At 65.2% G+C, this 26,783-nt stretch carries 27 protein-coding genes; 14 read left to right on the plus strand and 13 right to left on the minus strand.

Annotation, left to right across the window (positions count from 1 at the left end; all coding sequences use genetic code 11):
• Position 1: 1 nt before the first annotated feature.
• The 6 genes from gspL to gspG form a co-directional block, all read right to left on the minus strand.
• Positions 2-1,315 carry a type II secretion system protein GspL gene (gene gspL / locus KIT53_RS18175; protein WP_297755691.1) on the minus strand — a complete coding sequence of 438 codons (1,314 nt, stop codon included), beginning with the start codon at positions 1,313-1,315 and terminating at the stop codon, positions 2-4.
• Between the two features lie 116 nt (positions 1,316-1,431).
• Positions 1,432-2,448 carry a type II secretion system minor pseudopilin GspK gene (gene gspK, locus KIT53_RS18180; RefSeq protein ID WP_297755732.1) on the minus strand — a complete coding sequence of 339 codons (1,017 nt, stop codon included), beginning with the start codon at positions 2,446-2,448 and terminating at the stop codon, positions 1,432-1,434.
• Between the two features lie 170 nt (positions 2,449-2,618).
• Positions 2,619-3,326, minus strand: coding sequence for a prepilin-type N-terminal cleavage/methylation domain-containing protein (locus KIT53_RS18185; protein WP_297755694.1), 708 nt, complete (start codon positions 3,324-3,326; stop codon positions 2,619-2,621).
• A gap of 2 nt (positions 3,327-3,328) precedes the next feature.
• The gene (gspI, locus tag KIT53_RS18190; protein ID WP_297755696.1) at positions 3,329-3,712 is read right to left on the minus strand and encodes a type II secretion system minor pseudopilin GspI; all 384 of its coding nucleotides are present in this window, start codon (positions 3,710-3,712) and stop codon (positions 3,329-3,331) included.
• Positions 3,709-4,185: a prepilin-type N-terminal cleavage/methylation domain-containing protein gene (locus KIT53_RS18195; RefSeq protein ID WP_297755698.1), complete on the minus strand. Its 477-nt coding sequence runs from the start codon at positions 4,183-4,185 to the stop codon at positions 3,709-3,711. Before KIT53_RS18195 ends, gspI begins: the two co-directional genes overlap by 4 nt.
• 26 nt (positions 4,186-4,211) lie before the next feature.
• The gene (gene gspG, locus KIT53_RS18200) at positions 4,212-4,640 is read right to left on the minus strand and encodes a type II secretion system major pseudopilin GspG (RefSeq protein ID WP_297755734.1); all 429 of its coding nucleotides are present in this window, start codon (positions 4,638-4,640) and stop codon (positions 4,212-4,214) included.
• Between the two features lie 143 nt (positions 4,641-4,783).
• Here gspG and KIT53_RS18205 point away from each other — a divergent pair, with 143 nt between their 5' ends.
• Positions 4,784-5,302 carry a type II secretion system protein N gene (locus KIT53_RS18205; protein WP_297755700.1) on the plus strand — a complete coding sequence of 173 codons (519 nt, stop codon included), beginning with the start codon at positions 4,784-4,786 and terminating at the stop codon, positions 5,300-5,302.
• Here KIT53_RS18205 and KIT53_RS18210 read toward each other — a convergent pair.
• Both KIT53_RS18210 and ilvA read right to left on the minus strand, forming a co-directional pair.
• On the minus strand, positions 5,299-6,399 hold the full coding sequence (locus tag KIT53_RS18210; RefSeq protein WP_297755701.1) for a nicotinate-nucleotide--dimethylbenzimidazole phosphoribosyltransferase: 1,101 nt from the start codon (positions 6,397-6,399) through the stop codon (positions 5,299-5,301). The two genes, KIT53_RS18205 and KIT53_RS18210, sit on opposite strands and share 4 nt — an antisense overlap.
• Before the next feature lie 16 nt (positions 6,400-6,415).
• Positions 6,416-7,960 (minus strand): threonine ammonia-lyase, biosynthetic, encoded by a 1,545-nt coding sequence (ilvA, locus tag KIT53_RS18215; protein ID WP_297755735.1) that lies wholly within the window; start codon positions 7,958-7,960, stop codon positions 6,416-6,418.
• A gap of 312 nt (positions 7,961-8,272) precedes the next feature.
• On the opposite strand from ilvA, the gene KIT53_RS18220 reads away from it, so the two are divergent.
• Entirely contained in the window at positions 8,273-8,722 is a 450-nt protein-coding gene (locus KIT53_RS18220) for an OsmC family protein (RefSeq protein ID WP_297755703.1), read from the plus strand.
• Positions 8,723-8,755: 33 nt separating this feature from the next.
• On the opposite strand, the gene coq7 is transcribed toward KIT53_RS18220, so the two are convergent.
• Positions 8,756-9,403: a 2-polyprenyl-3-methyl-6-methoxy-1,4-benzoquinone monooxygenase gene (gene coq7 / locus KIT53_RS18225; protein ID WP_297755705.1), complete on the minus strand. Its 648-nt coding sequence runs from the start codon at positions 9,401-9,403 to the stop codon at positions 8,756-8,758.
• Between the two features lie 311 nt (positions 9,404-9,714).
• Here coq7 and KIT53_RS18230 point away from each other — a divergent pair, with 311 nt between their 5' ends.
• Positions 9,715-10,722 (plus strand): porin, encoded by a 1,008-nt coding sequence (locus KIT53_RS18230; protein ID WP_297755706.1) that lies wholly within the window; start codon positions 9,715-9,717, stop codon positions 10,720-10,722.
• Between the two features lie 275 nt (positions 10,723-10,997).
• Entirely contained in the window at positions 10,998-11,963 is a 966-nt protein-coding gene (locus KIT53_RS18235) for a porin (RefSeq protein WP_297755709.1), read from the plus strand.
• An 81-nt stretch (positions 11,964-12,044) separates the two neighbouring features.
• Here KIT53_RS18235 and KIT53_RS18240 read toward each other — a convergent pair whose 3' ends face one another.
• Complete coding sequence (locus KIT53_RS18240) at positions 12,045-12,371, minus strand: helix-hairpin-helix domain-containing protein (protein ID WP_297755711.1); 327 nt, start codon at positions 12,369-12,371, stop codon at positions 12,045-12,047.
• A gap of 191 nt (positions 12,372-12,562) precedes the next feature.
• On the opposite strand from KIT53_RS18240, the gene KIT53_RS18245 reads away from it, so the two are divergent.
• From KIT53_RS18245 to KIT53_RS18285, 9 genes are all read left to right on the plus strand, one after another.
• The gene (locus KIT53_RS18245; RefSeq protein ID WP_297755712.1) at positions 12,563-13,339 is read left to right on the plus strand and encodes a DUF3047 domain-containing protein; all 777 of its coding nucleotides are present in this window, start codon (positions 12,563-12,565) and stop codon (positions 13,337-13,339) included.
• 195 nt (positions 13,340-13,534) lie between these two features.
• Positions 13,535-15,106, plus strand: a complete 1,572-nt coding sequence (locus KIT53_RS18250) for an ABC transporter substrate-binding protein (protein ID WP_297755714.1) — start codon at positions 13,535-13,537, stop codon at positions 15,104-15,106.
• Between the two features lie 63 nt (positions 15,107-15,169).
• Positions 15,170-16,150, plus strand: coding sequence for an ABC transporter permease (locus KIT53_RS18255; RefSeq protein WP_297755715.1), 981 nt, complete (start codon positions 15,170-15,172; stop codon positions 16,148-16,150).
• A 14-nt stretch (positions 16,151-16,164) separates the two neighbouring features.
• Positions 16,165-17,448 (plus strand): M20 aminoacylase family protein, encoded by a 1,284-nt coding sequence (locus tag KIT53_RS18260; RefSeq protein ID WP_297755717.1) that lies wholly within the window; start codon positions 16,165-16,167, stop codon positions 17,446-17,448.
• On the plus strand, positions 17,445-19,022 hold the full coding sequence (locus KIT53_RS18265) for an ABC transporter substrate-binding protein (protein ID WP_366521938.1): 1,578 nt from the start codon (positions 17,445-17,447) through the stop codon (positions 19,020-19,022). The genes KIT53_RS18260 and KIT53_RS18265 overlap by 4 nt, the downstream gene beginning before the upstream one ends.
• A gap of 76 nt (positions 19,023-19,098) precedes the next feature.
• Complete coding sequence (locus KIT53_RS18270; protein ID WP_297755719.1) at positions 19,099-20,010, plus strand: ABC transporter permease; 912 nt, start codon at positions 19,099-19,101, stop codon at positions 20,008-20,010.
• A 2-nt stretch (positions 20,011-20,012) separates the two neighbouring features.
• Positions 20,013-20,984, plus strand: a complete 972-nt coding sequence (locus KIT53_RS18275) for an ABC transporter ATP-binding protein (RefSeq protein WP_297755721.1) — start codon at positions 20,013-20,015, stop codon at positions 20,982-20,984.
• A complete protein-coding gene (locus tag KIT53_RS18280) occupies positions 20,981-21,994 on the plus strand; it encodes an oligopeptide/dipeptide ABC transporter ATP-binding protein (RefSeq protein WP_297755723.1) in 1,014 nt (337 codons plus the stop codon). Before KIT53_RS18275 ends, KIT53_RS18280 begins: the two co-directional genes overlap by 4 nt.
• A gap of 59 nt (positions 21,995-22,053) precedes the next feature.
• A complete protein-coding gene (locus KIT53_RS18285) occupies positions 22,054-22,689 on the plus strand; it encodes a hypothetical protein (RefSeq protein WP_297755724.1) in 636 nt (211 codons plus the stop codon).
• A 21-nt stretch (positions 22,690-22,710) separates the two neighbouring features.
• Here the strand turns inward: KIT53_RS18285 and KIT53_RS18290 are convergent, their stop codons facing one another.
• Positions 22,711-23,559 (minus strand): SIS domain-containing protein, encoded by an 849-nt coding sequence (locus KIT53_RS18290; RefSeq protein ID WP_297755725.1) that lies wholly within the window; start codon positions 23,557-23,559, stop codon positions 22,711-22,713.
• A gap of 63 nt (positions 23,560-23,622) precedes the next feature.
• Here KIT53_RS18290 and tal point away from each other — a divergent pair, with 63 nt between their 5' ends.
• Positions 23,623-24,570 (plus strand): transaldolase, encoded by a 948-nt coding sequence (gene tal, locus KIT53_RS18295; RefSeq protein WP_297755727.1) that lies wholly within the window; start codon positions 23,623-23,625, stop codon positions 24,568-24,570.
• Between the two features lie 2 nt (positions 24,571-24,572).
• Here the strand turns inward: tal and mnmD are convergent, their stop codons facing one another.
• On the minus strand, positions 24,573-25,328 hold the full coding sequence (gene mnmD, locus KIT53_RS18300) for a tRNA (5-methylaminomethyl-2-thiouridine)(34)-methyltransferase MnmD (RefSeq protein WP_297755728.1): 756 nt from the start codon (positions 25,326-25,328) through the stop codon (positions 24,573-24,575).
• A gap of 98 nt (positions 25,329-25,426) precedes the next feature.
• Positions 25,427-26,783: chaperonin GroEL (groL, locus tag KIT53_RS18305; protein WP_297755730.1), on the minus strand; the 1,357-nt coding region annotated here is incomplete at its 5' end.

Here is a 26,783-nt window from a genome sequence, read left to right on the forward strand (position 1 = left end):
GTCAGGGCTCCGGTGGGCGCAGGGCCACTTCATTGCCATCGAACCGCACCCGCCAGCCGCCGCGCTCCAGCGTCTGTTGCAGGGCGCGCAACTGGTCTTCGCTGGCGCGCCAACCCTTGAAGCGGCCTTCGCCCTGGGTGTACTCGATCGCCGAGGGCACCAGGGCTTCTCCGCCCGAGGCCTGGTCGATCGCCGCCAGCAGGGTTTCGAGGTCCCCCGGGGACAGCGCGCCGCTGGCCGCCTGCAGCCGCGCCAGTTCGCGCTGCATCTGCACCGGAGCGTCCAGCACCAGGGTGACTTGCGGGAATGTGCCTTGCAGCGTCTGCTGCAGCGCCTGCTGTTTGGCCGTGAGGGTGCTGCGCTCGTGCCAGGCCGCGGCATTGAGGCCCAGCAACTGGGCGCCCAGCAGGGCCGCCAGGCCCCAGCGTGCAGGGCGCCAGGCGGGTGCGCTGCGCATCTGCCGCAGCAGGCGGCGCAGGCGTTGGCGGCGCCGTGCGCCGGTGGACAGGCTGAGGTCGAACTGGGCCAGGTTCCACTCGGACTGGGCGCAGCGCAGCAGCCAGGCCGGGCGCGCCACCAGTTCGAAACGTTGCTGCAACACCTGTTCGGCCAGTTCGGCCACACCGGGATCGGCCAGCCAGACGTCGAAATCGCCCGGATCGCCCGGCAGTTCTGCGCCGGGCGGCATCAGCGCGCTCACCACCGCCTGGGCCGAGTTGCTGCCCGCCAGGGTGTTGCTGGCGTCGCTCAAGGGCACGCAGCTCACGCCCAGCAGGCTGGCGCTGCCCAGCCAGACCTGGTCGCCCTCGTGGTGGGCCCAGTGGATGGTGGAGGGCACGTCCAGTGCGAAGCTGCGCGAGTTGCCCGGAATGGCACCGACGGCTTCGTATTCGACCAGCGGCCACAGCGCCGGCACGATGCGCGAGACCGGCCGACCCGAAGCCTCCAGCGTCTGCAGCCAGCCGCGCAGCCAGTCGCGCTGGCAGGCCGCCACCCACACGGTCTGGCCGGCGCGGCCCCCGGGTTCGAGGGCGAAATGCAGATCGGCCGTGTCTTGCAGCAGCCGGTCTTCCAGCAGGCCTTCGAGGGCGGCGCGCAGGCGTGCGGAAGCCACCTTGGGCAGCGCCACCCGGTGCCAGGACACCGCGCGCGGCGGCAGCACCAGCACCACGTCTTCGTCGCGCGGCAGCAGCGAGGCGGCCGCCTGGCCGTGTTCGGTGACCTGCTGGCCGTTGGCCGAACTCGTCCAGTCGAACAGGGCCGCAGGCCCCGCGGGCGGTGCGGCCGAAAAATCCGATGGGGTGACGATCAGCACGGCAGGGTGGTCTTGAGAGGGCGGACAGCCATTCTAGATAGGCTGGATGGCAATCCCCATCCCCATGGCGGGGAGCGGTGGTCCTGGCGCGAGGTGCGGTGCGCGCACCGAGCCGCCTATTGGCGGGAAATGCGCTCGCGCCAGGCCACCCTCACGTTCAGGTTGTTGCGCACCACCAGGGAGCGCTCCTCTATGACGGTGTCCTCCAGGCGCAGTCGGCCGCGCACCTCGAAATGGTCGCTGCGCACACCGTGGTATAGATCAGACAGTTGTCCCGACAAGGCCGGCACCGCGGTGCCGACATCGGCCAGGCTGCGGAACGGGCGGCTCTCGCGCACGGCGACCACCTGGCGCGCCTGGGCCAGGTCCATGCGCGGCACGCTGGCAAAGATGGCCGGTGCGCTGGCGGTGTTGAAGTTGAGCGTGGTGCGGGTGGGCAGCACGGTCACATAGGGTTCAAGCGCCGCCAGGCTGGCGCGGCTGATGCCCAGCCAGGCCAGTTGCGCGAACTTGGCGGGCATCAGGGCGGTGCGCGAGGGCTGCGGGTCGCTGTTGGCCAGATGGGTGGAGGTCTGCAGCTCCCGCACCGCGGCATTGAGCTCCGCGATCGGCAGGCCGAGCTGCTCGTACAGACGCGTGAAGCTGCGCAGGTCGGCCTCCGAAACCTCGGCCTTGGCGTTGGTGCCGCTGCCGCTGATGCGCACCAGGTTCATGAAGTTCAGGCGCGACTGCAGGTCGATCACCTCTCCCGAGAGAAAAGCCTGCAGGACCTCGTCCGCGCTGTTGCTCTTGTCCGCCGCGAGAAAGCTGGAGAGCCGCGCCTCCTCCAGCGGCATGGCCCAGGGCTCACCCAGGTGATCGGCGTTGCCGCTGCTCTGGTTGCCTCGCGCGTCCTCGCGCAGGATCAGGCGCCCCCAGTCCAGCGCGCCGGTGAGAATCCAGCCAGCCTGCACCCGTTGCCGATCGGCCCGCTCCACCTCGCTCGCCCGCCACTGCTGCCACAACGCCGCCGAAGCCAGCGTGGCCACCAGCGTCACCGTGAGCATGGCCAGCAGCAGCGCCGCACCGCGCTGCCTGGCGCACGAGGAGGAACGGTCAACGACCCGCGCAGCGGCGGAGCGTGGGGGCGACAGAGGCCCTGCCGCCGGGCCGCTCCCCAGGCGGGGCCAGCCCCCTCGGGGGGCAGCGACCCGCGCAGCGGCGGAGCGTGGGGGTGACAGAGGCCCCGCCGCCGGGCCGCTCCCCAGGCGGGGCCAGCCCCCTCGGGGGGCAGCGACCCGCGCAGCGGCGGAGCGTGGGGGCCTCACCTCCCCGCCTCCAGCGTGGGGCGCACCCAGTCGCGCACGATGCCACCGTTCAGCCCGTCCCTCTGGGCGAGCACCAGCTCCAGACGTACGCCGTTGGGCAGGTTGCTGCCTGTGCCGGCCACGCCGCCTAGCGCACCCTCTTCGCGGCCGACGGAGGACAGCGGGTTGCCCCAGGTCTCGCCGCGGTGGTAGAAGATCTGCCACTGGTCGATGCCGACCAGGGCGATGGCGCTGTCGGTGCTGGTGCCGCCGGTCTGCGAGGGCACCGAGCCCCTGCCCCATTCGGCGGCCCGCTGCCAGGCGCGCGCGAGCTCGTCGCGCCGGACCAGCAAGCCGGACTGCCAGCGCATCCATTGCCCACCCTGGGCGCTGCCCTGCCGGGCCCAGGCCACGACGCGTATGCCCCGGCTGTCCAGCCCGGTTTCCCCGCTGTCGCGCCGGGTGATGCGCAGCACCTGCCCGTTGAAGTCCAGTGCGTCGACCTCGCCGGTGTCGATGGCCGCGTCCAGGTCCGCCACCCATTGGCCCAGCGCGGCCTGCAGGCGCAGCAGGTCATCGGCGCGTGCCTGGGTCGCGTCCTGTGTGCGTGTCATGCCGTCGAGCGCCCGCCAGCTCAGCAAGGCCACCATGGACATGGCCACGATGGCCACCAGCAGCTCGATCAGCGTGAAGCCGCGCCATGCGCGCCGTCGGGGGAGGCTCATCATCAGTACCTGCCCATGACGGTGGAGATGCTGAGCAGGCGCACGGTGTCGGCATCCACGTTGGCGATCACCACCGCGTCGATCCGGCGGAAGTTGGGGTTGGGTGTGGGCTGCACCGACAGCCGCACCCGCATCTCGCGCCCGGCCTGCACACAGGCGGACTCGCTGTCGCCCACGCCCGGAAGCTGGCGTGTCAGGCGCAGGCGGGTGAGTTCGTTTTCAGCGCACAACTGCGCCAGCCACTGGTCGCTCTGGCGCGCCGACGCGCGGGTGAGCGCCCCCGTGGCCTGCAGCCCCGCGATCAGGGTGACGGCCACCACCGCCAGGGCCACCAGGACTTCAATGAGGGTGAAGCCGCGAGCGCGGTGTGCGGGCATCGTCTTCATGGAGCGACCGTGTTCACGACAGCGAACGGGGCCAGACCATCGGTGGACAGCGTGAGGCGGTGGGCGCCTTGCACGAGTTCTATGCGTTGTGCGGCGATCAGTGGTTCCGGCCCAAGCACCAGCACCTGGGCGCCCGGTGGCTGCAGCACGGTGGCGCGCGTCTCGGGGTGCAGCCAGCCACGCGGGCCCGCCAGCGAGCTGGCCACCTGCCGCCCATCGCGCAACGTGGGGAGACCGACAAACTCGAAGCCCTGCGGCAGGCTGCGCCAGACCACCGGCAGTCCGCTGGTGCGCGATTGGGCGCGTGCCGACTCCAGCATCGCAGACAGGCGCAGCCCCTCGCGTTCCAGGGAGGCGGCATCGCTGTCGCGCAAGGCCAGACTCACGCCTGCGGTGGTCAACGCCACCAGCGCCAGCACCACCACCAGTTCCAGCAGGGTGAAGCCGTGCGCGCGCTCTGCTGCTGTCTTCACGGCACTACCGTCAGAGTGAACAGGCTCTAGTGCCAGCTGCCGATGTCGGCGTCTTTCCCTTCTCCACCCGCCTGTCCGTCCGCGCCGAGCGACAGCACGTCCACCTCGCCATGCAGGCCAGGGTTCAGGTATTGGTAGGGGCGTCCCCAGGGATCGGTCGGCAATTTGTCGAGGTACTTGCGCCAGTTCGGCGCGGCGGGGCCGGCCGTGGGGCGCGTCACCAGGGCGTTGAGCCCCTGCTCGCTGCTCGGGAAACGCTGGTTGTCCAGCCGGTACAGCTTGAGGGCCTGCATCAGGTTGTTGACGTCGGTCTTGGCGGCGGTGACGCGCGCGTCGTCGGCGCGGTCCAGCACATTGGGCACGATCAGCGCGGCCAGCACGCCGATGATGACCAGCACCACCATGAGTTCGATGAGGGTGAAACCGCGCTGGATCAGATGCCAGGACCGGCGCAGTGCACCGGGTTGGGCGGGTGCGGCTTGGGTGAGGTGGTTCAAATGGAATCTCCGGCGAACGCGGGCCTTCGGTCGGCCCCGGGGGCCCGCGCAGCCGTTGCGCACAGGCCTCGAAAGCGTGGGCCGTCCATCATAATGCGCGCATGAGCAAGGGACCTTCGTTTGGCCATTCGGGTTTTCTGATGGAAAGCCCTGCTGCCCTGCAGGGCAGCAGCACGCCACGCCGTGCGCCAGCCCTGGTGGCGGGCGCGCTGTGGCTGGCCGCCGGGCTGAGCGCAGGTTACTGGGTGTTGCAATTCCTCGGGCGTTCACCGGTGACGCCGGTGGCCCCGGTCGCGTCGGCGCCACAGCCGCCAGACCCCGCCTCGGTGGCGCGCACCCTGGGAGCGGTGCCCGTTGCCAGCACCGCCGAAGCCGCGCCGGTGGCTGCCGCTGCGCCCCGGTACGTGCTGCTCGGGGTGGTCGCTACCGGTGCCGACAGCGGCGCGGCACTGATCGCCGTGGACAACCAGCCGCCCAGGCCCTACCGCGTCGGCGCTTCGCTGGATGGCGGGCTGGTCCTGCAGGCCGTGACGCGCCGCACCGTGCGTCTGGGGCCGTCGCTGCAGACTCCGGCCACGGTGGAACTGTCCTTGCCGGAGCCGGCCGCTGCGCCGTCCTAGCGTTCCAGCAGGCTCTGTGCGGCCAGCAGCAGGGGCCATGCCAGCATGGCGCCCGTGCCCTGGTTCAGCCGCAGGCCCATGTCCAGCAAGGGCTGGGCCTGCAGATGGATGAGCATCAACCGGTGCCCGGTCTCGGCGGTGCGGTGGGCGTAGACCAGGTAGTCCGCCACGGAAGGGCACAAGCCGCGCGCCACCAGCGCCGCGGCACCGGCCACGTAGCCATCGACGATCACCACCCGCCGCTCGCTCGCCGCCTGCAGCATGGCACCGACCATCATCGCGATCTCGAACCCGCCCAGCGCCGCCAGCGCATCGAACGGTCCCAGCGCCTTGCGGTGACGGCTTGCGGCGGCGGAGAGCTTCTCGATGCGCTGCAGATGCTGGCTGTCGTCCAGTCCAGGCATTTGGAAATCGTCGCGGACACAGGCGTCGGCGATGGGCACGCCGCACAGCCGCGACAGCAGCAGGGAGGCACTGACCATGTTGGCCACGCCAACATCGCCCAGCGCGACCACGTTGCCTGGCAGGTGCCGGACCACGTCCATGCCCGCATGCAAGGCCGAGACGGCCTGCGTGGTCGACATGGCCGGCCCCAGCATGAGATTGCGTGTGCCGTAGCCGATCTTGCGCAGCAGCAGCGGCGCCCGGGTGCGCGATGCTTCAGGCGGGTTGATGTGCGTGGCCACGCCCGCATCCACCACCGTGAGGTCAAAGCCGTGGGCATCGGCCAGCGCATTGACAGGCGCCACGCCCATCAGCAACTGCAGCACATGTTCCACCGTCATGCCCTGCTCCAGCGCCGACATACCTTCGTCGGCGATGCCATGGTCCGCCGCGAAGACCAGCAACTGCGGTGAGTCGAACACCAGCAGGTCAAAGGGCAGGGGGCTGCCATGCTGGATGCGGGCCAGTTGCAACACCAGCGTCTCCAGCCGGCCCAGGGCATGTTCGGGCAGCCCTTCGGGCGCCAGCCGCTGAGCCACCTCGTACTCCAGCATCGCATCTGCCGTTGGAGGAATGTGAGGCAGCTTCAGGTGGGCCGGAAGCTCGGGCGCGCGCGGCTGGTTGATGGGGGTGAAGACGGGGTCCAGGGCCATGACGGGCTCGTCGGGTTCAACTCTTCAGGAACAGACGGTACACCGGATTCTCGGTCTCTTCCACATAGGGATAGCCGAGTGTGTCGAGAAACTTGCCAAAGGCTTTGTGGTCCTTGGCCGGCACCTGCAGGCCGACGAGGATGCGGCCGTAGTCCGCTCCCTGGTTGCGGTAGTGGAACAGGCTGATGTTCCATCCCGGGCGCATCAGGCTGAGGAACTTGAGCAGAGCGCCTGGCCGCTCGGGAAAGACGAAGCGCAACAGGCGTTCGTCGTTCGCCAGTGGCGAATGGCCGCCCACCATATGCCGCACGTGTTCCTTGGCCAGATCGTCGTGCGTCAGATCGAGGGTCTCGAAACCGTGTCGCACCAGGTTGGCTGCGATGCGGGTCGACTCGCCTTTGCCATGCGTGCTCAGACCGACAAAGACATGCGCCTGGCTGCCGTCGTGGATGCGGTAGTTGAACTCGGTCACATTGCGCGGCCCGCCGGGCAGTTCGCCGATCACCTCGCAGAAGCGCCTGAAGCTGCCGCGTTCCTCTGGGATGGTGACGGCGAACAGGGCTTCGCGCTCTTCGCCGACCTCGGCGCGCTCGGCGACGAAACGCAGGCGGTCGAAGTTCATGTTCGCGCCACACAGGATGGCCGCGTAGGTTTCTCCGCGCGTCTTGTGCCGGGCCACGTACTGCTTGATCGCCGCTACCGCCAGCGCACCCGACGGCTCCACGATGCTGCGTGTGTCCACGAACACATCCTTGATGGCCGCGCACACCGCGTCCGTATCGACCGTCACGAATTCATCCACCAGCTCGCGGGCAATGCGGAAGGTTTCCTCGCCCACCAGCTTCACGGCGGTGCCATCGGCAAACAGGCCGACGTCGGGCAGCGTCACCCGTGAGCCACCCTCCACCGAACGCCGCATGGCGTCCGAGTCGCTGGTCTGCACACCGATGACCTTGATCTCCGGCCGCACCGCCTTGATGTAGTTGGCCACGCCCGAAATCAGGCCGCCACCGCCGATGGCGACGAACACCGCGTCGAGGTGGTCCGACCCCAGGCTCTGCAACTGGCGCAGGATTTCCATGGCGATCGTGCCTTGGCCGGCGATCACGTCCGGATCGTCAAAGGGATGCACGAAGGTCAGCCCCTGCTTCTTCTGCAAGGTGACCGCGTGGTTGTAGGCATCGGTGTAGCTGTCGCCGTGCAGGACCACTTCTCCGCCAAATCCGCGCACAGCGTCGATCTTGACCTGGGGTGTGGTGGTGGGCATGACGATGACCGCGCGCGCGCCCAGCTTGCGTGCGCCCAGCGCCACGCCTTGCGCGTGGTTGCCCGCCGAGGCGCAGATGACGCCTCGCTGCAACTGGTCGGGGCTCAGGTGCGCCATCTTGTTGTAGGCGCCGCGCAGTTTGAAGCTGAACACCGGCTGCTGGTCTTCGCGCTTGAGCAGCACTTTGTTGTGCAGCCTGCGGCTCAGGTCGTGCGCGGGCTCCAGGGCAGATTCGACCGCCACGTCATAGACGCGTGCCGTCAGGATCTTCTTCAGGTAGTCGGCGGGCCCCATGGTGGTCAGGGGCGATAGGGCGGGGGCGGGAAGGGGCTTGTTGGCGCGGGCTGGCATGGTGTTCCTCGAGTCCGATCATAGCCAGCACCGGTTTTTGAGAGCCTTGGCACCGACGGCAGGCGAAAAAAAGCCCGGACGGGCGGTGCCTGTCCGGGCTTGAATCCACCCGTGGAGGGTAGAGGAGACAACCTTCAATACAATGCCGCCAGTATACCGTGTTCATGTTGCAATGCAACATCCGTCGTTGCTTTTTTTCTATCGTTTTTAGAGCACCGACCCCAACAAACCCGACTCCCCGACCTCAGGACAGCCATGGAATGCACCGTCACCTGGACCGGCGCCGCCGGTACCCGCTCCCACATGGGCTTCGTCGCCGAAACCGGCAGTGGCCATGTGCTGACCATGGACGGTGCGCCCGACGCCGACAAGCCCGCCAACGGCGGTGCCAACCTGGCACCGCGCCCCATGGAAACCGTGTTGGCCGGCACCGGTGGCTGCACGGCCTACGACGTGGTGCTCATCCTCAAGCGTGGGCGGCATGACGTGCGCGGCTGCAGCGTCAAGCTGACCTCGGAGCGCGCTGCGGTCGATCCCAAGGTCTTCACCAAGATCCACATGCACTTCACGGTCAGCGGCCAGGGCGTGCCCGCCGCAGCGGTCGAGCGCGCCATTGCCATGAGCCACGAAAAGTACTGCTCGGCCAGCATCATGCTCGGCAAGACAGCCGAGATCACGACGAGCTTCGAACTGCTGGAGGCGTGATCTCCTGGGCGCGCAGCCCGGCGGGCCCAGCGGTCAAATCCGGTGCGCCACCGTGGTCATGACCTTGGCCGAGGCTCGCATCAAGACTCTGACCGGTGCGGGCAATTCGGTGGCGCCAGCCTGTTGGGCGTCGCGGGCGTGCCGCGCTTCGTCATCCTTCATCTGGGCCACGATCGCTCGTGAAGCATCGTCCCCTGCCGGCAGGCGCTCCATATGCCCAGCCAGATGGGCTTCCACCTGCCGCTCTGTCTCCACCACGAAGCCCAGGCTGACTCCGGGCCCGATGCGGCCGGCGACCAGCCCGATGCCGAAGGCGCCCGCGTACCAGAGCGGGTTGAGCAGGGACGGACGGGCACCCAGTTCCTCCAGCCGCGCCTGCGTCCAGGCGAGGTGATCGGTTTCCTCGCGGCCGGCGGCTTCAAGCTGGCGCGCCAGCGCTTCGTTGGCAGGCCGGCCGGCCCGCGGCCAACGCGCCGCGAGGGCCTGTGCGGTGTACAGGGCCTGGGCGCAGACCTCGCCCACATGGTTGACGCGCATGAGGGAGCCGGAGAGCTGCCGATCGGTGTCGCTCAAATTCGGCTGGTGGTCGTGCTCGGGCAAGGTCGGGCAGGCGCGCGAGGCCCGGGGCGTGACGAACAGGGTGCGCAAGGCCGAGTCGGCCGCGTTCAGAAGGGCATCCATGGTTATTTCGTTACCGGGTTGGCAGTCCAAGGCTCACTGTAGCGCAGCCCGGCGCCCGTGCCGTGTGCCGCGCGCCCGCTCGGGCGGAGCTTGCTACCCTGCATGCATTTGGTGCAATTAATGATAAAGAATTCATTTCGATGCACCAAAAAAGCAATTCGTTGTTGCTTCACGACGAATTGTTCGGTTGTGCTTCAAAACTTTTGCCAGTCGCGGGCCCTTCTGGTGCAATGACCGCAGCTTCCTCAACGGAGGTTGGCTCGGGGGCTCAAGACCTCTGGCCTCTTTACTCAACCTTGGAGATACCCCCAATGAAAAAGACCCTGATTGCTCTGGCAGCCGTGGCCGCTACCGGCGCTGCTTTTGCCCAGTCCTCCGTGACCCTGTTCGGTATCGTTGACCTGAACATCCGCAACGTTCGTCAAGGCGGTGACAACCTGACCTCCATGAGCCAGGACGGTATCGCTTCCAGCCGCCTCGGTTTCCGTGGCGTGGAAGACCTCGGCGGTGGCATGAGCGCTGGCTTCTGGCTCGAAGGCGCCCTGAACCCCGACACCGGCACCGCCGGTGGCCTGAACTTCCAGCGCCGCAGCACCGTGAGCCTGATGGGTGGCTTTGGTGAAGTGCGTCTGGGCCGTGACTATGTGCCGACCTTCTGGAACCACACCGTGTTCGATCCGTTCGGCACCAACGGCGTGGGCAATTCGCTGAACACGTACACCGTGCTGGGCAGCGGCTCTGGCACCAACGTGCGTGCCAACAACATGATCAGCTACTTCACGCCCAACCTGAGCGGTTTCGGTGCCCAGATCTCCTACGCCTTCAAGGAAACCACTGCGGCCAATGACGCCAACGAGTACGCTGGCTTCCGCGTGACCTACGCCGCCGGTCCTCTGAGCGTGGCCCTGGCTTCCGCTTCGGAAGGTTCCACCGTGCAGACCCAGTCGCACAAGCGCACCAACATCGCCGGTTCGTACGACTTCGGCGTGGCCAAGCTGATGGCCCAGTACACCCAAGGCAAGTTCGGCGCTTCCAAGGTCAACCACTACCTGATCGGCGCGACCGCTCCTGTGGGCCCGGGCAACCTGAAGGCTTCCTACGTGCGTTCCGACTACAACGCCGCTGCCGGCGACAACGACGCCAGCCAGATCGCTGTGGGTTACGACTACAACCTGTCCAAGCGCACCGCTCTGTACGGCACGTTCTCCCGCATCTCCAACAAGAATGCCGGCACCTTCGGCCTGAGCCCGAACGCTGCTGCTGTGACCCCGGGTGGCAGCTCCACCGGCTTCGAGTTCGGCGTGCGCCACTCCTTCTAAGTCCTGCGCTGGCATCTGCCAGCCCAGTGCCTGAAGTGCAAAACCCACCGCGAAAGCGGTGGGTTTTTTTACGTCTTCTGAGGCCGCAGGGGAAGCCTTGGTTGGGTATGGATATTGCTAGTACGGGGTATCAAATCGATTGTTGTCCCGCTGCAACGATTTGACGGCTTTACACAGTTTTGTAAGGGATTACCCTGCAGTTTGTGAAGCGCAGTGCCTAAGATTGAGCTTGTTCGGGAATACCCGTACCTCTTTAACCACTCCAAGGAACTCACATGAAAAAATCGCTTGTCGCTTTGGCTGTCCTCGGTGCCTTCGCTGGCGCTGCCAGCGCCCAGTCTTCTGTTTCGATCTACGGTATCGTTGACGCCTATGTGGGCAGCGAAGACACCGGCGCCGCTGGCGGCTCGGTCACCAAGCTGGATTCGGGCGGTCTGCAAGCCAGCCGCCTGGGCTTCAAGGGCACGGAAGACCTCGGTGGTGGCCTGTCCGCCATCTTTGGCCTGGAAGCTGGCCTGACCGTGGACAACGGTACCGCTGGTGGCTTCAAGTTCGACCGTCAATCCTTCGTTGGTTTCGAAGGTGGCTTCGGTCAGATCATCGCCGGTAAGGTGTGGTCCGCTTACGACGACATCAGCGCCGCTTCCTTCAGCGGTTTTGACTCGTCGTTCAGCCCCGAGTACTTTGCCTTTGGCAGCACCGCCTACACCGCCAACCCCAACAACGGCTTCAAGTACACCTCGCCTGACTTCGGTGGCTTCAGCGGTGCGATCTCCTACGCGCTGGACGAGAACAACGCCGTCAAGGAAAACACCTCTGCTTTCCATCTGAAGTACGCCGCCGGCCCGATCTACGCGGGTGTCGCGTACCAGGAAGAGACCGCCGCGCTGGTGAAGTCCAAGTACACCCGCCTGGGTGCTTCTTATGACCTGGGCATGCTCAAGGTTCTGGGTTCCTATGGCCAGCTCAAGGAAACCGGCGGCGCCAAGACCACCGACTACAGCGTGGGCGTCGACTTCCCCGTGAGCAGCGCGCTGACCCTGGGCGCTGGCTATGCCCGCGGCAAGGACAACGCGGTTGCCGGCGACGAGAAGCGCTCCGCTTTCGGCCTGGTGGCGACCTATGCCCTGTCCAAGCGCACCACCGCTTACGCTGGCTACACCACCGGCGAAGGCAAGACCAATGGCGTGAAGACCCAAGAGCTGGACAAGTACGCCGTGGGTGTCCGCCACACCTTCTGATCTCCGTTTCCTTCGAACGGAACTCAGTCAAGAAAGCCACCCGGCATGCCGGGTGGCTTTTTCTTTGCGCGTCAGGGACGCTCAGGGTTTGCTGCCGCTGCCTTTGGCAGGCTTCTTCTTCTCCTCGCTCTGGCCGGCGACGGGTTTGTAGGCCTCGCCATTGACGGTCAGACCTTCGGAAGACAGCTTGGCTGCGCGCTTGTCGCCGATGCCGGGCACGCGCTGGATCATGTCGGTCCAGTTCTTGAACGGTGACGCCTTGCGCTCTTCCAGGAGTTTGGAAGAGGTGCCGGGCCCAATGCCCTTGATGCTGTCCAGGTCGGCCACCGTTGCGGTGTTGACGTCGACCGCCGCCCAAGCGGCGGCGGCCATCAGGGCCAGCAGGCTGGCCAGGATTTTCTTGATCATGTGGTTTCCTCCTTGGGTTGTCGGGTTTGTTGAACACCGGGCGCGAAAAGTCGCCCGGTCGAAATATACAACTTAAGAATTCATTTTTACTCAGGGGAATCCCCAGGGGTGACATGCCGTGCGTTTAGACTCCCGCTGGCTCGCGCGCAGGCGTGCGAGGTGTTTTTGCCTGGAGTGGAGTCCAAAGACATATGCGCACTGACAAGCTGGTTGCGGCGATGCTGGTTTCTGCGGCCATGCTGGGCTGCGCGGGTTTCAACAGATCGACGGAGAACAGCACGGGGCACGACGCACCGCAGGCGTCCGCTGTGGTGCGGGCCTGGGCGGCAACGCACCTGTCCACTCCGGCGCGGGTGTCCGGTTGGGACACACTGGCCTTTCCCGGCAAGCGGGCGGCGGCTTTTGAACCGACGGAGGTCTTGCTGCGACCGGCCCTTCGGGTGCGGGCCAACAGTTCGGTGAGCATTCTTCGACAGCGCTTCGAGCCCATGTTGCCCGCGGTGGGGCGCCTGAGCCTGTCCTGGAAGATTGACGGCCTGCCCGACGGGGCGGATCTTTCTAACGCGGCGCTGGCCGACTCGCCGGTGCGGCTGGTGCTGGCTTTCGAAGGGGACCGCTCGCGTTGGTCGCCCCGCATGCACAGGCTGTCCGAGTTGAGCCGCTTGCTCACGGGCGAAGAGTTGCCCTACGCGACACTGATCTACGTCTGGAGCGCCACCGATCCCGTGGACACGGTATTGAAGAATCCGCGCACCGATCGCATCCGCAAGGTGGTGCTCGACAGCGGCAGCGAACGCGTGGGGCAGTGGCGAGACCATGTGCGCGATGTGCGCGCGGACTTTCGCCGGGCCTTTGGCGAGAAGCCCGGGCCTTTGCGTCAGATCGCGCTCATGACGGACACCGACAACACCCGCAGCAGCCTGACGGCGTGGTACGGACCTTTAAGCCTGGAACTCGCGCAGGACTGAACTGCTGCGATCGCCGCCCGCATCGCTTGGCGCCACAAGTTGCGCGCCCTGCTTTCATGCGTTTCGATGCGCTTGCAGACACGCAGGTGACCAATTCAGTGCGTTTGATGCTTCGTCGTTGGGGTTAGTCCCGAGCATGGGCGGGAACGTTTGTTGCATAGTAGCGCGATGTCCATTTTATTTAGGTGTCAACAAATGAAATTTCGACTTGCACTCCTGTGCGTGGCGATGACCTTGGGTGCGGGTGTCGCTCAGGCCAAGACTTTCAAATGGACCAGTGCCAGCGATATTCCCACCTGGGACATCCACTCGCAGAACAATGCCTTGGCCACTGGGGTGCATGCCGCTGTCTACGAATCGCTGGTTTACTACAACAGCAGGACGTTCAAGCCCGAGCCCATGCTGGCGGCGAGCTGGACCCAGGTTTCTCCGACGCAATTGCGCATCACGCTGCGCACGGGCGTGAAGTTCCACGACGGCACGCCTTTCACCGCCGACGACGCGGTGTTCTCCATTGAGCGGGCGATGAGCAAGACGTCCAATTTCACCGTGTACACCCAAGGCATCACCAAGGTCAACAAGGTGAACGCGAACACGATTGACATCGTCACCGGTGGTCCCAACCCTGTTCTGCTCAACCAACTGACCGAACTGCGCATGATGAGCAAGGCTTGGGCGGAAAAGAACAACTCGGTGGCACCCAAGGACATCAAGACCCAGGACGAGAATTTTGCGCACCGCAACGCCAACGGCACGGGGCCCTTCATGCTCAAGGAGTGGCAGCCCGACCAAAAGATCGTGCTCGCCAGGAATCCCAACTGGTGGGGCAGTTCCGAGGGCAATGTGACCGAGGTGGTCTACACGCCGGTGAAAGCCACCGCGACCCGGATGGCCGCGCTGCTCTCGGGTGAGGTCGACTTCGTGCTGGATCCGAGCCCGCAGGACCTTCCCCGCATTCGCCAGGACAATGGGCTGAAGGTGCTCGACGGTGTTGAGAACCGCACCATCTTCTTTGGCATGGACCAGTTCCGCGACGAACTGCCGGGCAGCAATGTCAAGGGTAAGAACCCGTTGAAAGACCAGCGTGTGCGCAAGGCGCTCTACCAGGCGATCGACATCAATGCGATCACCCGTGTGACCTTGCGTGGTCTGGGGCAGGCCACTGGCGCACTGGTTGCGCCTCAAGTGGCGGGCTGGACCGAGGCCGTGCACCAGCGCCATCCGTACGATGTCGCCGCAGCGCAGAAGCTGCTGGCCGATGCCGGCTACAAGGACGGTTTCGAAGTGGATTTCGCGTGCCCGAACAACCGCTACATCAATGACGAGGCGATCTGTCAAGCGGTGACGGCCATGTGGGCGCGCATCGGGGTCAAGGCCAAGCTGCGCACGCTGCCTCTGTCGACCTACTTTCCGATGATCCAGCGTTTCGAGGCCAGCATCTACATGCTGGGCTGGGGTGTGCCGACTTTTGATGCCTTGTACAGCCTGCAGTCGCTGGTGCGTACGCTGGGTACCGGTGGCGACGGCAACTACAACGTGGGTCGCTACAGCAACCCGAAGATGGACGCCATCATCGACCGTGCGAAGACCGAGACCGATCCGTTTGTCCGTCCGCGTCTGTTGACCGAAGCGCTTGCACTGCAGAACGAGGATGTGGCCCATATTCCGCTGCACAACCAGATCATTCCCTGGGCGATGAAGAAGAACATCGACGTGGTGCATCGGGCCGACAACCGTCTGGATTGGCGTCTTGTCAAGGTAAACTGAGTTTCAGCAGACAGACGAGGGTCGCGTACCAGCAGGGGCGACCCTCTCTTCATTTCCCGCACGATGTTCGCTTTTATTCTTCGGCGCCTGGCGCAGGCTTTGGTCGTCATGGTCAGCGTGGCGCTGATCGCATTCATGCTGTTCCAGTACGTGGGTGACCCGGTGGTGTTCCTGCTGGGACAGGATGCCACTGCGGATCAAATCCGGGAGTTGCGTGCCGACCTGGGGCTGGACAAGCCCTTCTTCATTCAGTTCTGGCATTTCCTGATGAATGCGGCGCAGGGCGAATTCGGCCTCTCATTGCGCCAGGGTGCCAAGGTGTCGCGGCTCATTGCCGAGCGGTTTCCGGCCACGTTGGAACTGTCGCTGGTGGCTGCCCTGCTGGCGCTCGTCATCGGTATTCCCATGGGTGTCTATGCGGCGCTGCGGCGTGGCAATTTCCTCAGCCAGGTGTTCATGACCGTTTCGCTGCTGGGGGTCTCTCTGCCCACATTCCTGATCGGCATTCTGTTGATCCTGCTGTTCGCGGTCACCCTGGGCTGGTTTCCCAGTTTTGGCCGCGGGGACGTGATCCAGTTCGGCTGGTGGAGCACCGGCCTGCTCACGCTCAAGGGCTGGCACCACATCACCTTGCCGGCCATCACGCTGGCCATCTTCCAGCTCACACTGATCATGCGGCTGGTGCGTGCCGAGATGCTGGAAGTGCTGCGCACCGACTACATCAAGTTTGCGCGCGCGCGCGGTCTGACCGACCGCGCCGTGCACTTCGGGCACGCGCTCAAGAACACGCTGGTGCCGGTCATGACCATCACCGGGCTGCAACTGGGCGGCCTGATCGCCTTCGCCATCATCACGGAGACGGTGTTCCAGTGGCCGGGGATGGGTCTGCTGTTCATACAGGCGGTCACTTTTGCCGACATCCCGGTCATGGCGGCGTACCTGTGCCTGATCGCGCTGATCTTCGTGATCATCAATCTGGTGGTGGACCTGCTGTACTTTGCGGTGGATCCGCGCTTGCGCGTGGAAAAGGCAGGTGGTCATTGAACGCCCGAAACGACATGCTCGCCTCTCGCATCAAGGCCCATGGCCGAGCCTTTGCGCACATCGCGGCCTTTCACCCGGAGCTGACGGCGCTGCGGCGTGACCTGCACGCCCATCCGGAGATCGGCTTCGAGGAGCATTACACCGCGCAACGCGTGGCGGAGTCGCTCAAGGTGTGCGGTGTGGACGAGATACACACCGGCATCGGCAAGACCGGCGTGGTCGCGGTGATCCGCGGGCGCCAGACAGGCAGTGGACGCATGATCGGCCTGCGCGCGGACATGGATGCATTGCCCATGACCGAACACAACGACTTTGCCTGGCGTTCCACCAAGCCGGGCATGATGCACGGCTGTGGTCATGATGGCCACACCGCCATGCTGGTGGGTGCCGCGCGCTATCTGGCCGAGACGCGCCAGTTCGATGGCACCGCGGTGCTGATCTTCCAGCCCGGGGAGGAAGGGTTTGCCGGCGCCAAGGCCATGATCGAGGATGGCCTGTTCGAGCGCTTTCCGGTGCAGTCGGTCTATGGCATGCACAACTGGCCGCAGATGCGGCCCGGCACGGTGGGCGTGAACCCTGGACCCATGATGGCCTCGGCAGACCGCATCACCATCGAGATCACCGGCAAGGGCGGTCATGGTGCCCATCCTTACCAGACGGTGGATCCCGTGCTGGTATCGGCGCACATCATCACGGCGGTGCAAAGCATCGTGGCGCGCAACGTGCGTGCCATCGACAGCGCCGTCATCAGCCTGTGCGCCATGCAGGCGGGAGACATGGGCGCGTTCAGTGTCATTCCCGGCAAGGCGACCCTGGTGGGCACGGTGCGCACTTTCAATCCTGAGGTGCAGAACCTGGTGGAGAAGCGCCTGCAGGAGGTGTGCTCCGGTGTGGCGCTGGGACTGGGCGCCGCGGCGCACGTGAACTACGAACGCATCTACCCGGCCACCATCAATACGCGCGAGGAGGCCCGCTTCGCCGCCGACGTGGCGCAGAAGCTGGTGGGGCATGACCACGTGGACCGCAACATGGACCCCAGCATGGGAGCCGAGGATTTCTCCTTCATGTTGCAGGTCAAGCCTGGTGCCTACCTGCGCCTGGGTCAAGGAGCCGAGAACGGCGTGGGCGGCTGTTTCCTGCACAACAGCCGCTACGACTTCAACGATGACGTGCTGCCGCTGGGCGCGGCCTTGCACGCCAGTCTGGTCGAGCATGGCATGCCGTTGCCAGACGAGACCCTTGGCCAGACGGCCCGATCCCTTTCCGCAACCCCTCACTCAGCAAGGAGCGACGCATGAAACTCAAGAAAACCCTCGCGGCCACGATGGTGACCGCTGCCATGATCACCATGGGTGCCGCGTCCGCGCAGACCATCCGCATCGGCAACCAGGGTGACGCTCTGTCGATGGACCCGCACTCGCTCAATGAATCGCTGCAGCTCAGCGTGACGGGCAATGTGTACGAACCCCTGGTGGGCCGCGACCGCAACCTCAAACTCACGCCCGCGCTGGCCACCAGCTGGAAGCAGACTTCACCCACGGTGTGGCGTTTCGAACTCCGCAAAGGCGTGAAATTCCACGACGGTGCACCCTTCACCGCGGACGATGTGCTCTTCACCTTCGCTCGCGCCTCGGGCGATGGTTCCGACATGAAGAGCTACACCAACGACGTCAAGGAAGTGCGCAAGGTGGGTGACCATGTGGTCGAAATCGAGACCAAGGCACCGTTTCCCATCCTGCCCGATGTGATCTCGCTCCTGTTCATCATGAACAAGAAGTGGGCTGAGGACAACCAGGCGACCCGTCCTGTGGATCGCCGCAAGGGCATCGAGAACGCGGCTTCCTTCCGTGCAAATGGCACGGGACCCTACCGCCTGCGCGAACGCCAGCCCAACGTCAAGACCACCTTCATCCGCAATGGCAACTACTGGGGCAAGATCGAAGGCAACGTGATCAATGTCGAGTACACCCCCATCGGCAACGATTCCACCCGTGTGGCGGCGCTGCTTTCGGGGCAGGTGGATGTGATCGAGCCGGTGCCGCTGCAGGATGTGGCCCGGATCAACTCCAGCGGCAAGACCAAGGTGCTGCAAGGCCCCGAGTTGCGCACCATCTTCCTGGGCATGGACCAGAAGCGTGACGAGTTGCAGTACTCCAACATCAAGGGCAAGAACCCGTTCAAGGACAAGCGCGTGCGCCAGGCCTTCTACCAGGCCATCGACATCGTCGGCATCCAGCGCACCGTGATGCGGGGTGCTTCCAAGCCCACTGCACTGATGGTGGGGCCGGGCATCAACGGCTTCGACGAATCCATGAATACCCGCCTGCCGTTCGACCCCGAAGCTTCCAAGAAGCTGCTGGCCGAGGCGGGCTACCCCAATGGTTTCGAGGTGGCGCTGAACTGCCCCAATGACCGCTACGTCAACGACGGTGCGATCTGCCAGGCCGTGGCCGCCAATCTGGCGCGTGTGGGCGTAAAGATCAATCTGCAGGCCGAAACCAAGGGCACCTATTTCCCCAAGATTCTGCGCCGCGACACCAGCTTCTACATGCTGGGCTGGACGCCTGGCACCTACGACTCGCACAACGCCCTGAACGCGCTGATGCGCTGCGTGGACGACAAGGGCAGCGGCCAGTTCAACCTGGGTTCCTACTGCAACCCCAAGGTGGATGAACTGACGCTGAAGATCCAGTCCGAGACCGACAAGCCCAAGCGCGATGCCTTGATCAAGGAAGCCTTCAAGCTGCACTCGGACGATATCGGCCACCTGCCGCTGCACCAGCAGGCCCTGGCCTGGGGTGTGGCCAGCAACGTGGAACTGGTCCAGTTGGCCGACAACTTCATGCCTTTCCGCTACATGTCGGTGAAGTAAGCCGGGAAGCGCCCGCCGTCACCAGGGCCTACCGAGGCCCTGGTGATGAAGATGCACAACATCAGAACCGCCCCACGTGATCCGCTTCATCCAACGAGCGCTCGACAGCGATGTCGGGCACAGCTTCCGCACATCGCCGATGGCCATTCTGGCCTCGTTGATTGCCTTCATCTGCGTCTTCTGCGCGGTCTTCGCGCCCTGGGTCGCGCCGCACAACCCCTTTGATCTGGCCACCCTGGATCTGATGAACGCGCGGCTGCCGCCCGCGTGGCACCCCGACGGGTCGACGAACTTCCTGCTGGGTACCGACACGCAGGGGCGCGACATTCTTTCCGCGCTGATGTACGGTGCGCGCATCTCGCTGGCGGTGGGGCTGGCGTCGGTAGCACTGTCGGTGATCATCGGCGTGTCCTTCGGACTGCTGGCCGGTTTCCTGGGAGGCTGGGTCGATGGTGTGCTCATGCGCCTTTGCGATGTGATGCTGTCGTTTCCTCCCATCCTGATCGCGCTGCTCATTGCCGGCGTCGGTCGTGCGATGTTCCCGAATGCACACGACACGGTGGCGTTCGGCGTGCTGATCCTCTCCATCACGCTCACCGGCTGGGTGCAGTATGCGCGCACCGTGCGGGGTTCCACGCTGGTGGAGCGCAGCAAGGAGTACGTGCAGGCTGCCCGCGTGACGGGCGTGGCGCCGCTGCGCATCATGCGCCGTCATGTGCTGCCCAACGTCATGGGCCCGGTGTTGGTGCTGGCCACCATTCAAGTGGCCACCGCCATCATCACCGAGGCCACGCTGTCCTTCCTGGGCGTGGGCGCACCACCCACGTCGCCCTCCCTGGGCACGCTCATCCGTGTCGGCAACGACTATCTTTTTTCCGGCGAGTGGTGGATCACCATCTTCCCGGGCGCCATGCTGGTGCTGATCGCACTCAGCGTGAACCTGCTGGGCGACTGGCTGCGCGACGCCCTCAACCCCCGCCTGCGCTGACCATGTCCCTGCTTCAAGTCCAGAACCTGGTCGTCGAGTTTCCCAACCGGCGTGGCACGCTGCGGGCGCTCGACGACATTTCCTTCGACATCGCTCCGGGAGAAATCCTCGGCGTGGTGGGTGAGTCCGGTGCCGGCAAGTCGCTGACGGGCGCATCCATCATCGGTCTGCTGGAGCCGCCAGGGCATATCGCCTCGGGCCAGATCCTGCTGCACGGCCAGCGCATCGACAACCTGCCGCCCGAGGCCATGCGCAAGGTGCGGGGCCGCCAGATAGGCGCCATTTTCCAGGACCCGCTGACCTCGCTCAACCCACTGTATTCGGTGGGGCGCCAGTTGATCGAGACCATCACCACCCACCTGCCGGTTTCGCACGCGGAGGCCCGTCGGCGCGCGATTGACCTGCTCAAGGACACGGGCATTCCGGCGGCCGAGCAACGCATCGACCACTTTCCGCACCAGTTCTCCGGCGGCATGCGCCAGCGTGTGGTGATCGCCCTGGCGCTGGCGGCCGAACCTCAACTCATCGTGGCCGACGAGCCGACCACTGCGTTGGACGTGTCGATCCAGGCGCAGATCATCACCCTGCTCAAGACCATCTGCAAGCAGCGCGGGGCTGCGGTCATGCTGATCACGCACGACATGGGCGTGATCGCCGAAACCTGTGACCGTGTGGCGGTGATGTATGCCGGCCGCGTGGCCGAGATCGGCCCTGTGCACGAAGTCATCAACCACCCGGCCCATCCCTATACCCGTGGCCTCATGGCCTGCATTCCCGACATGACGGCGGACCGTGAGCGCCTGCACCAGATCGATGGCGCCATGCCCCGCCTGAACGCCATCCCCAAGGGCTGCGCCTACAACCCGCGCTGCGAGCGCGTGTTCGACCGCTGCCATGCGCAGCGCCCGGAACTGATGAACGCCGGCGCCACGCGCGCTGCCTGCTGGCTGCACGCCCAGGGAGGTGCCGCATGAGCGCCGCGCTGAACACCGAGGCGCCGCTGGTCCGCGCCACCGATCTGGCCAAGACCTTCGACGTGTCCGCCCCCTGGCTCAACCGCGTCATCGAGCGCCAGCCGCGCCAGCTCCTGCGCGCCGTCGATGGCGTGTCGTTCGACATCCCGCGTGGCCAGACCCTGGCGCTCGTGGGTGAATCGGGCTGCGGCAAGAGCACGGTCGCGCGCCTGCTGGTCGGTCTCTACGAGCCCACGCGCGGCGGGTTCGAGTTTGCCGGTCAGGATGCCCATGCGGCCTTCAAGACGCCCGAGGGACGCAAGCTGCGCCGCCGCATCCAGATGATCTTCCAGGACCCGTATGCCAGCCTGAACCCGCGCTGGCGTGTGCAGGACATCATTGCCGAGCCTTTGCACGAACATGACATCGAGTCCGACCCCGCCGTGCTGCAGGAGCGCGTGGGCGAGCTCCTGAAGTCGGTCGGTTTGTCGCCCCTTGATGGACCGAAGTATCCGCACCAGTTCTCCGGAGGCCAGCGGCAGCGCATCTCCATCGCCCGCGCCCTGGCCACTCAGCCCGAGTTCCTGGTCTGCGACGAACCCACTTCGGCGCTGGACGTGAGCGTGCAGGCCCAGGTGCTGAACATCATGAAGGACCTGCAGCGGGAGCGAGGCCTCACCTACCTGTTCATCAGCCACAACCTGGCCGTGGTCCGCCATGTGAGTGACCAGGTCGGCGTGATGTACCTGGGGCGCCTGGTGGAGCTTGCGCCCAAGCACACGCTGTTCGATGCGCCGCGCCATCCTTATACGCGGATGTTGCTGGACGCCATTCCGAAGATGCACGACACTGGCAAGGCTCGCACACCGGTGTCGGGAGAGGTGCCCAACCCGCTGAATCCGCCCAGTGGCTGCGCGTTCAACCCGCGTTGCCCGCATGCGAATGACCGTTGCCGCAGCGAGCGGCCTCAACTCCAGTCCTTGGCGGGCATCCGCATCGCTTGCCATGCCGTGGAAGAAGGCCGCATCTAGGACCTGTTCGCGTCTGTTCTTTTCCGAAGTGAGCCCGGTTTTTTCCGGAGGAGGTTCGCATGAAGAAGATGGTTCCGTGGGTGGTGCTGTGGCTTGCCTCGGGTTCGGCGCTGGCGCAGTCCGAGGGTGCGATGGTGCCGCGGCCCGTCAAGGTGGGAGACGAGGCCGTCTACCAGGTCAGCCTGCGCGCCGACAACAAGGTGTTCGATGAAATCATCACCGTCACTGCCGTGGAGCCGGGGCAGTACCGTGTGAAGCATGTCCGAGGCAATCCGGCGGTGGAGCGTGAAGGTGTCTATACCTCGGATGGCCATATCCTCGTTTGGGGTGTCAACGGTTCCCGGTACAACCCACCTGTCCCGCTGGTAAAGCTGCCGCTGTCCGTCGGCAGTGCATGGGACGCTGACTATGAATCAACGGCCGTCAATGGCAACCTCTCCCGCGCCGAAGTCAGCTACAAGGTGGCCGCACAGGAAAAGATAGAAACGCCAGCCGGCGTGTTCGACGCGTTCAAGATCGAGTCCGTGGGCTGGTTGCGCGGGGTGAACTGGCGCGGCGTCGTGCGCGTCCAGCAGACCATGTGGTACGCGCCATTCATTGGCCGCTCCGTGCGCACCGAGTACAAGGATTACCGGGGCAACAATCTCTGGAACGACACCCTGACCGAACTCAAGTCGTTCAAGCCCGCCCCGTGACGCATCCAGGGCGGGGCAAGGTCAGGTGTACCGCTTGCTCCGCAGGTTGTTCTTCATTTCCTTGAGCAGCGGCTGCAATTTGGCACCACCGATGCGCAGCGCCACGCAGGTGGCCACGATGTCGATCACCATCAGGTGCATCAGGCGCGACGTCATGGGACTGTAGCGGTCGTAGCCCTCAGGGTGGTCGGCCGACAGGTGAATGTGCCCGCTCTGCGCCAGTGGGGAGCCGCTGGTGGTGATCACGATCACCGTCGCGCCGTGCTTGCGCGCGATGTCGGCGGCGTCCATCAGATCACGCGTCCGGCCGGAGTTCGAGATGATGACGGCACAATCGCCCGGCCCCAGAAGGGAGGCGCTCATCACCTGCATGTGGCCGTCGCTGTAGGCAATGGCGTTGATGCCCAGCCGGAAGAACTTGTGCTGCGCATCCTGCGCCACGATGCCGGAGTTGCCGGCACCATAGAACTCGATGCGGCCGCGGTTGCGGTAGGTCGCCACCAGCGCGTCCACCGCCTTCTCTATGGCATGGCTGGAGGCGTCGTTGCGGTACTTGAGGAACGCCGCAACGGTGTTGTCGATGACTTTCACCAGCACGTCGCTGGTCTTGTCGTCCACGTCCACGCTGCGGTGGATGAAGGGCACGCCCTCGCTGACCGTGCCGGCCAGTTTGAGCTTGAAATCCGAGAGGCCGTCATAGCCCATGCTGCGGCAGAAGCGCACCACGGTGGGCTTGCTCACATGGGCGCGTTCCGCCAGTTCCGTCACCGGCAGGCTGGCGAACGTGCGCGGATCCAGCAGCACCAGTTTGGCCACGCGCTGTTCCGCGGGGGCCAGCGAGGGCAGGGAGGCTTTGATGCGGTCCAGCATGGCGGTTACACAAAATGGCTTCGGATCTGAAATTTTATTACATGAATATCCGATAATGGCGCCATGAACCAGCTCGATGCCCTCAAACAGTTCACCACCGTGGTGGCCGACACCGGCGACTTCAAGGAAATGGCCGCCTACGCGCCGCAGGATGCGACCACCAACCCCTCGCTGATCCTCAAGGCGGTCCAGAAGCCGGCGTATGCGGACCTGCTCAAGGACACCGTGAACCGTTTCGGTACCCTGGGGCTGGAAGAGACCATGAACCACCTGCTGGTGCGTTTTGGCTGCGAGATCCTGCGATTGATCCCGGGCCGGGTGTCCACCGAGGTCGATGCGCGCCTGAGCTTCGATACCGAAGCCACGGTCACCCGCGCCCGCCGCCTCATCGAGCTCTACCAGGGTGAAGGTGTGCATGTGGACCGCGTGCTGATCAAGATCGCCGCCACTTGGGAGGGCATTCAGGCCGCGGCGCGGCTGGAGCGCGAAGGCATTCATACCAATCTCACGCTGCTGTTCTCTTTTGTGCAGGCGGTGGCCTGTGGCCAAGCCAAAGTACAGCTGATCTCGCCCTTCGTGGGACGCATCTACGACTGGTACAAGAAGCAGGCAGGCGCGACCTGGGATGAGCAGGCCATGGCGGGCGCCAACGACCCCGGCGTGAAGTCGGTGCGCGCCATCTACCACTTCTACAAGAAGCACGGTATCCGGACCGAGGTCATGGGAGCGAGTTTTCGCAACGTGGGCCAGATCACCGCTCTGGCTGGGTGCGATCTTCTGACCATCAGCCCGGACTTGCTGGCTCAGTTGGCCGCCAGCCAGGCGCCGCTGGCCAAGGTGCTTGATGCCGGTGCAGTGCAGACCATGGATATTCCGTTCGTGACCTACGACGAAGCGGGTTTCCGTCTGGCGTTGAACGAAGATGCCATGGCGACCGAGAAACTGGCGGAAGGCATCCGCGCCTTCTGTGCAGATGCGGTCAAGCTGGAAGCGTTGATGGCCGCTGCCTGAATTCAGGCAGCGTCAGTCCGCAGCGCCGCCAGGCAGTGCCGCTTGGGCGGGAGGCCCTCGCGCCGCTTCACCTTAAAGCCGGCATATGCCAGCCCATCCCGTACGGTGCGCGCCACGCACCAGGTGGCGGCGTGTGCACCCGGATGGGCCAAAGAGCCGATCGTGCGCAGGATGTCTGCTGACCACATGCCCGGATTGAGCCGCGGATCGAAGCCGTCCAGGTAGATGCTGTGCACGCCTGTCTCAATGCGGCTCAATCCGGCCACCGCGTCGCCAAGGTGCAGCCGAAGCTGGACCCGACCGCCTTCGAAGACCGAGGTGCCGTGACTCAGCAGGGAAGGCCAGGCGTCCGCGAGCGCATGGGCTTGCGCTTCAAGATCCGGGAAAGGCTGGACGCTGCGCCGCACGTCATGGGCTGACGGGGGCCAGGCTTCGGTGGCGTCGTACTGCAGCATGCCCGGGCGGTGAGGGTCGTGTCGCCAGGCCTGCCAGGTCGCCAGGAAATTCAAGCCCAGGCCGAAGCCGTTTTCCAGCACGCGCCAGCAACGGGCACCTCGCCAAGCGGCGTCTGCCGCTGGTTGGCCATCGGGTGCGGCCAGCCGGCAGCCGGCCAGAAAGACGTGTCGGGCCTGCGCAAGTCCTCCTCGCAGGCCCTGGCCCTCGCTGCGGTAGCGGTCGCCAAAGCGGACACTGAATGGCATACCCTGCGCGTCCCACGCGACAGGACTTTCTGGTTCGTTGGCGACGGCGTCGGACATGGGCGGAAAAAAGAAAACCCCGCGAGGATATCGCGGGGTTTCGGGCCGGAGCCGCTTCGCAGACGGTGACTGTGAAGCGGCGGGGCTGCTTCAGGCCATTACATGCCCATGCCGCCCATGCCACCCATGTCGCCCATGCCGGCAGGAGCGGCGGGCGCATCTTCCTTCGGCGCTTCGGCCACCATGGCTTCGGTGGTCAGCATCAGCGAAGCCACGGAAGCGGCGTTCTGCAGCGCGGTGCGGGTCACCTTGGTCGGATCCAGGATACCCATTTCGATCATGTCGCCGTAGGTGTCGTTGGCGGCGTTGAAGCCATAGTTGCCCTTGCCGTTGAGCACGGCATTGACCACCACGCTGGGCTCGCCACCGGCGTTGGCCACGATCTCGCGCAGGGGCGCTTCGATGGCCTTGAGCACCAGCTTGATGCCGGCGTCCTGGTCGGCGTTGTCACCCTTGATGGCGCCGGCAAGCTGACGGGCGCGCAGCAGGGCCACGCCACCACCGGCGACGATGCCTTCTTCCACCGCGGCACGGGTGGCGTGCAGCGCGTCTTCCACGCGGGCCTTCTTTTCCTTCATTTCCACTTCGGTGGCAGCGCCCACCTTGATCACGGCCACGCCGCCGGCCAGCTTGGCCACGCGTTCCTGCAGCTTCTCGCGGTCGTAGTCGCTGGTGGCTTCCTCGATCTGCACGCGCACTTGCTTGACGCGGGCTTCGATGTCTGCAGCAGCGCCGGCACCGTCGATGATGGTGGTGTTTTCCTTGCCCACTTCGATGCGCTTGGCTTGACCCAGATCGGCCAGCGTCACCTTCTCCAGCGTCAGGCCCACTTCTTCAGCGATGACCTTGCCGCCCGTGAGGATGGCGATGTCTTCCAGCATGGCCTTGCGGCGGTCGCCGAAGCCAGGAGCCTTCACGGCCACGACCTTGAGGATGCCGCGGATGGTGTTGACCACCAGGGTTGCCAGGGCTTCGCCTTCGACGTCCTCGGCAATGATCAGCAGCGGGCGGCCGGCCTTGGCCACGGCTTCCAGCGTGGGCAGCAGGTCGCGGATGTTGCTGATCTTCTTGTCGAACAGCAGCACGAAGGGGTTGTCCAGCAAGGCAACCTGCTTCTCGGGGTTGTTGATGAAGTAGGGCGAGAGGTAGCCGCGGTCGAACTGCATGCCCTCGACCACGTCGAGTTCGTTCTGCAGCGACTTGCCGTCTTCCACGGTGATCACGCCTTCCTTGCCGACCTTGTCCATTGCGTTGGCGATGATCTCGCCGATGCTGGTGTCGCTGTTGGCGGAGATGGAGCCGACCTGGGCGATTTCCTTGCTGGTAGTGGTGGCCTTGGAGGCCTTCTTCAGCTCGGCGATCAGGGCTTCCACGGCCTTGTCGATGCCGCGCTTGAGGTCCATGGGGTTCATGCCGGCGGCCACGTACTTCATGCCTTCGCGCACGATGGCCTGG

The organism is Hydrogenophaga sp. (assembly GCF_026125785.1).
Taxonomy (GTDB): Bacteria; Pseudomonadota; Gammaproteobacteria; order Burkholderiales; family Burkholderiaceae_C; genus Hydrogenophaga.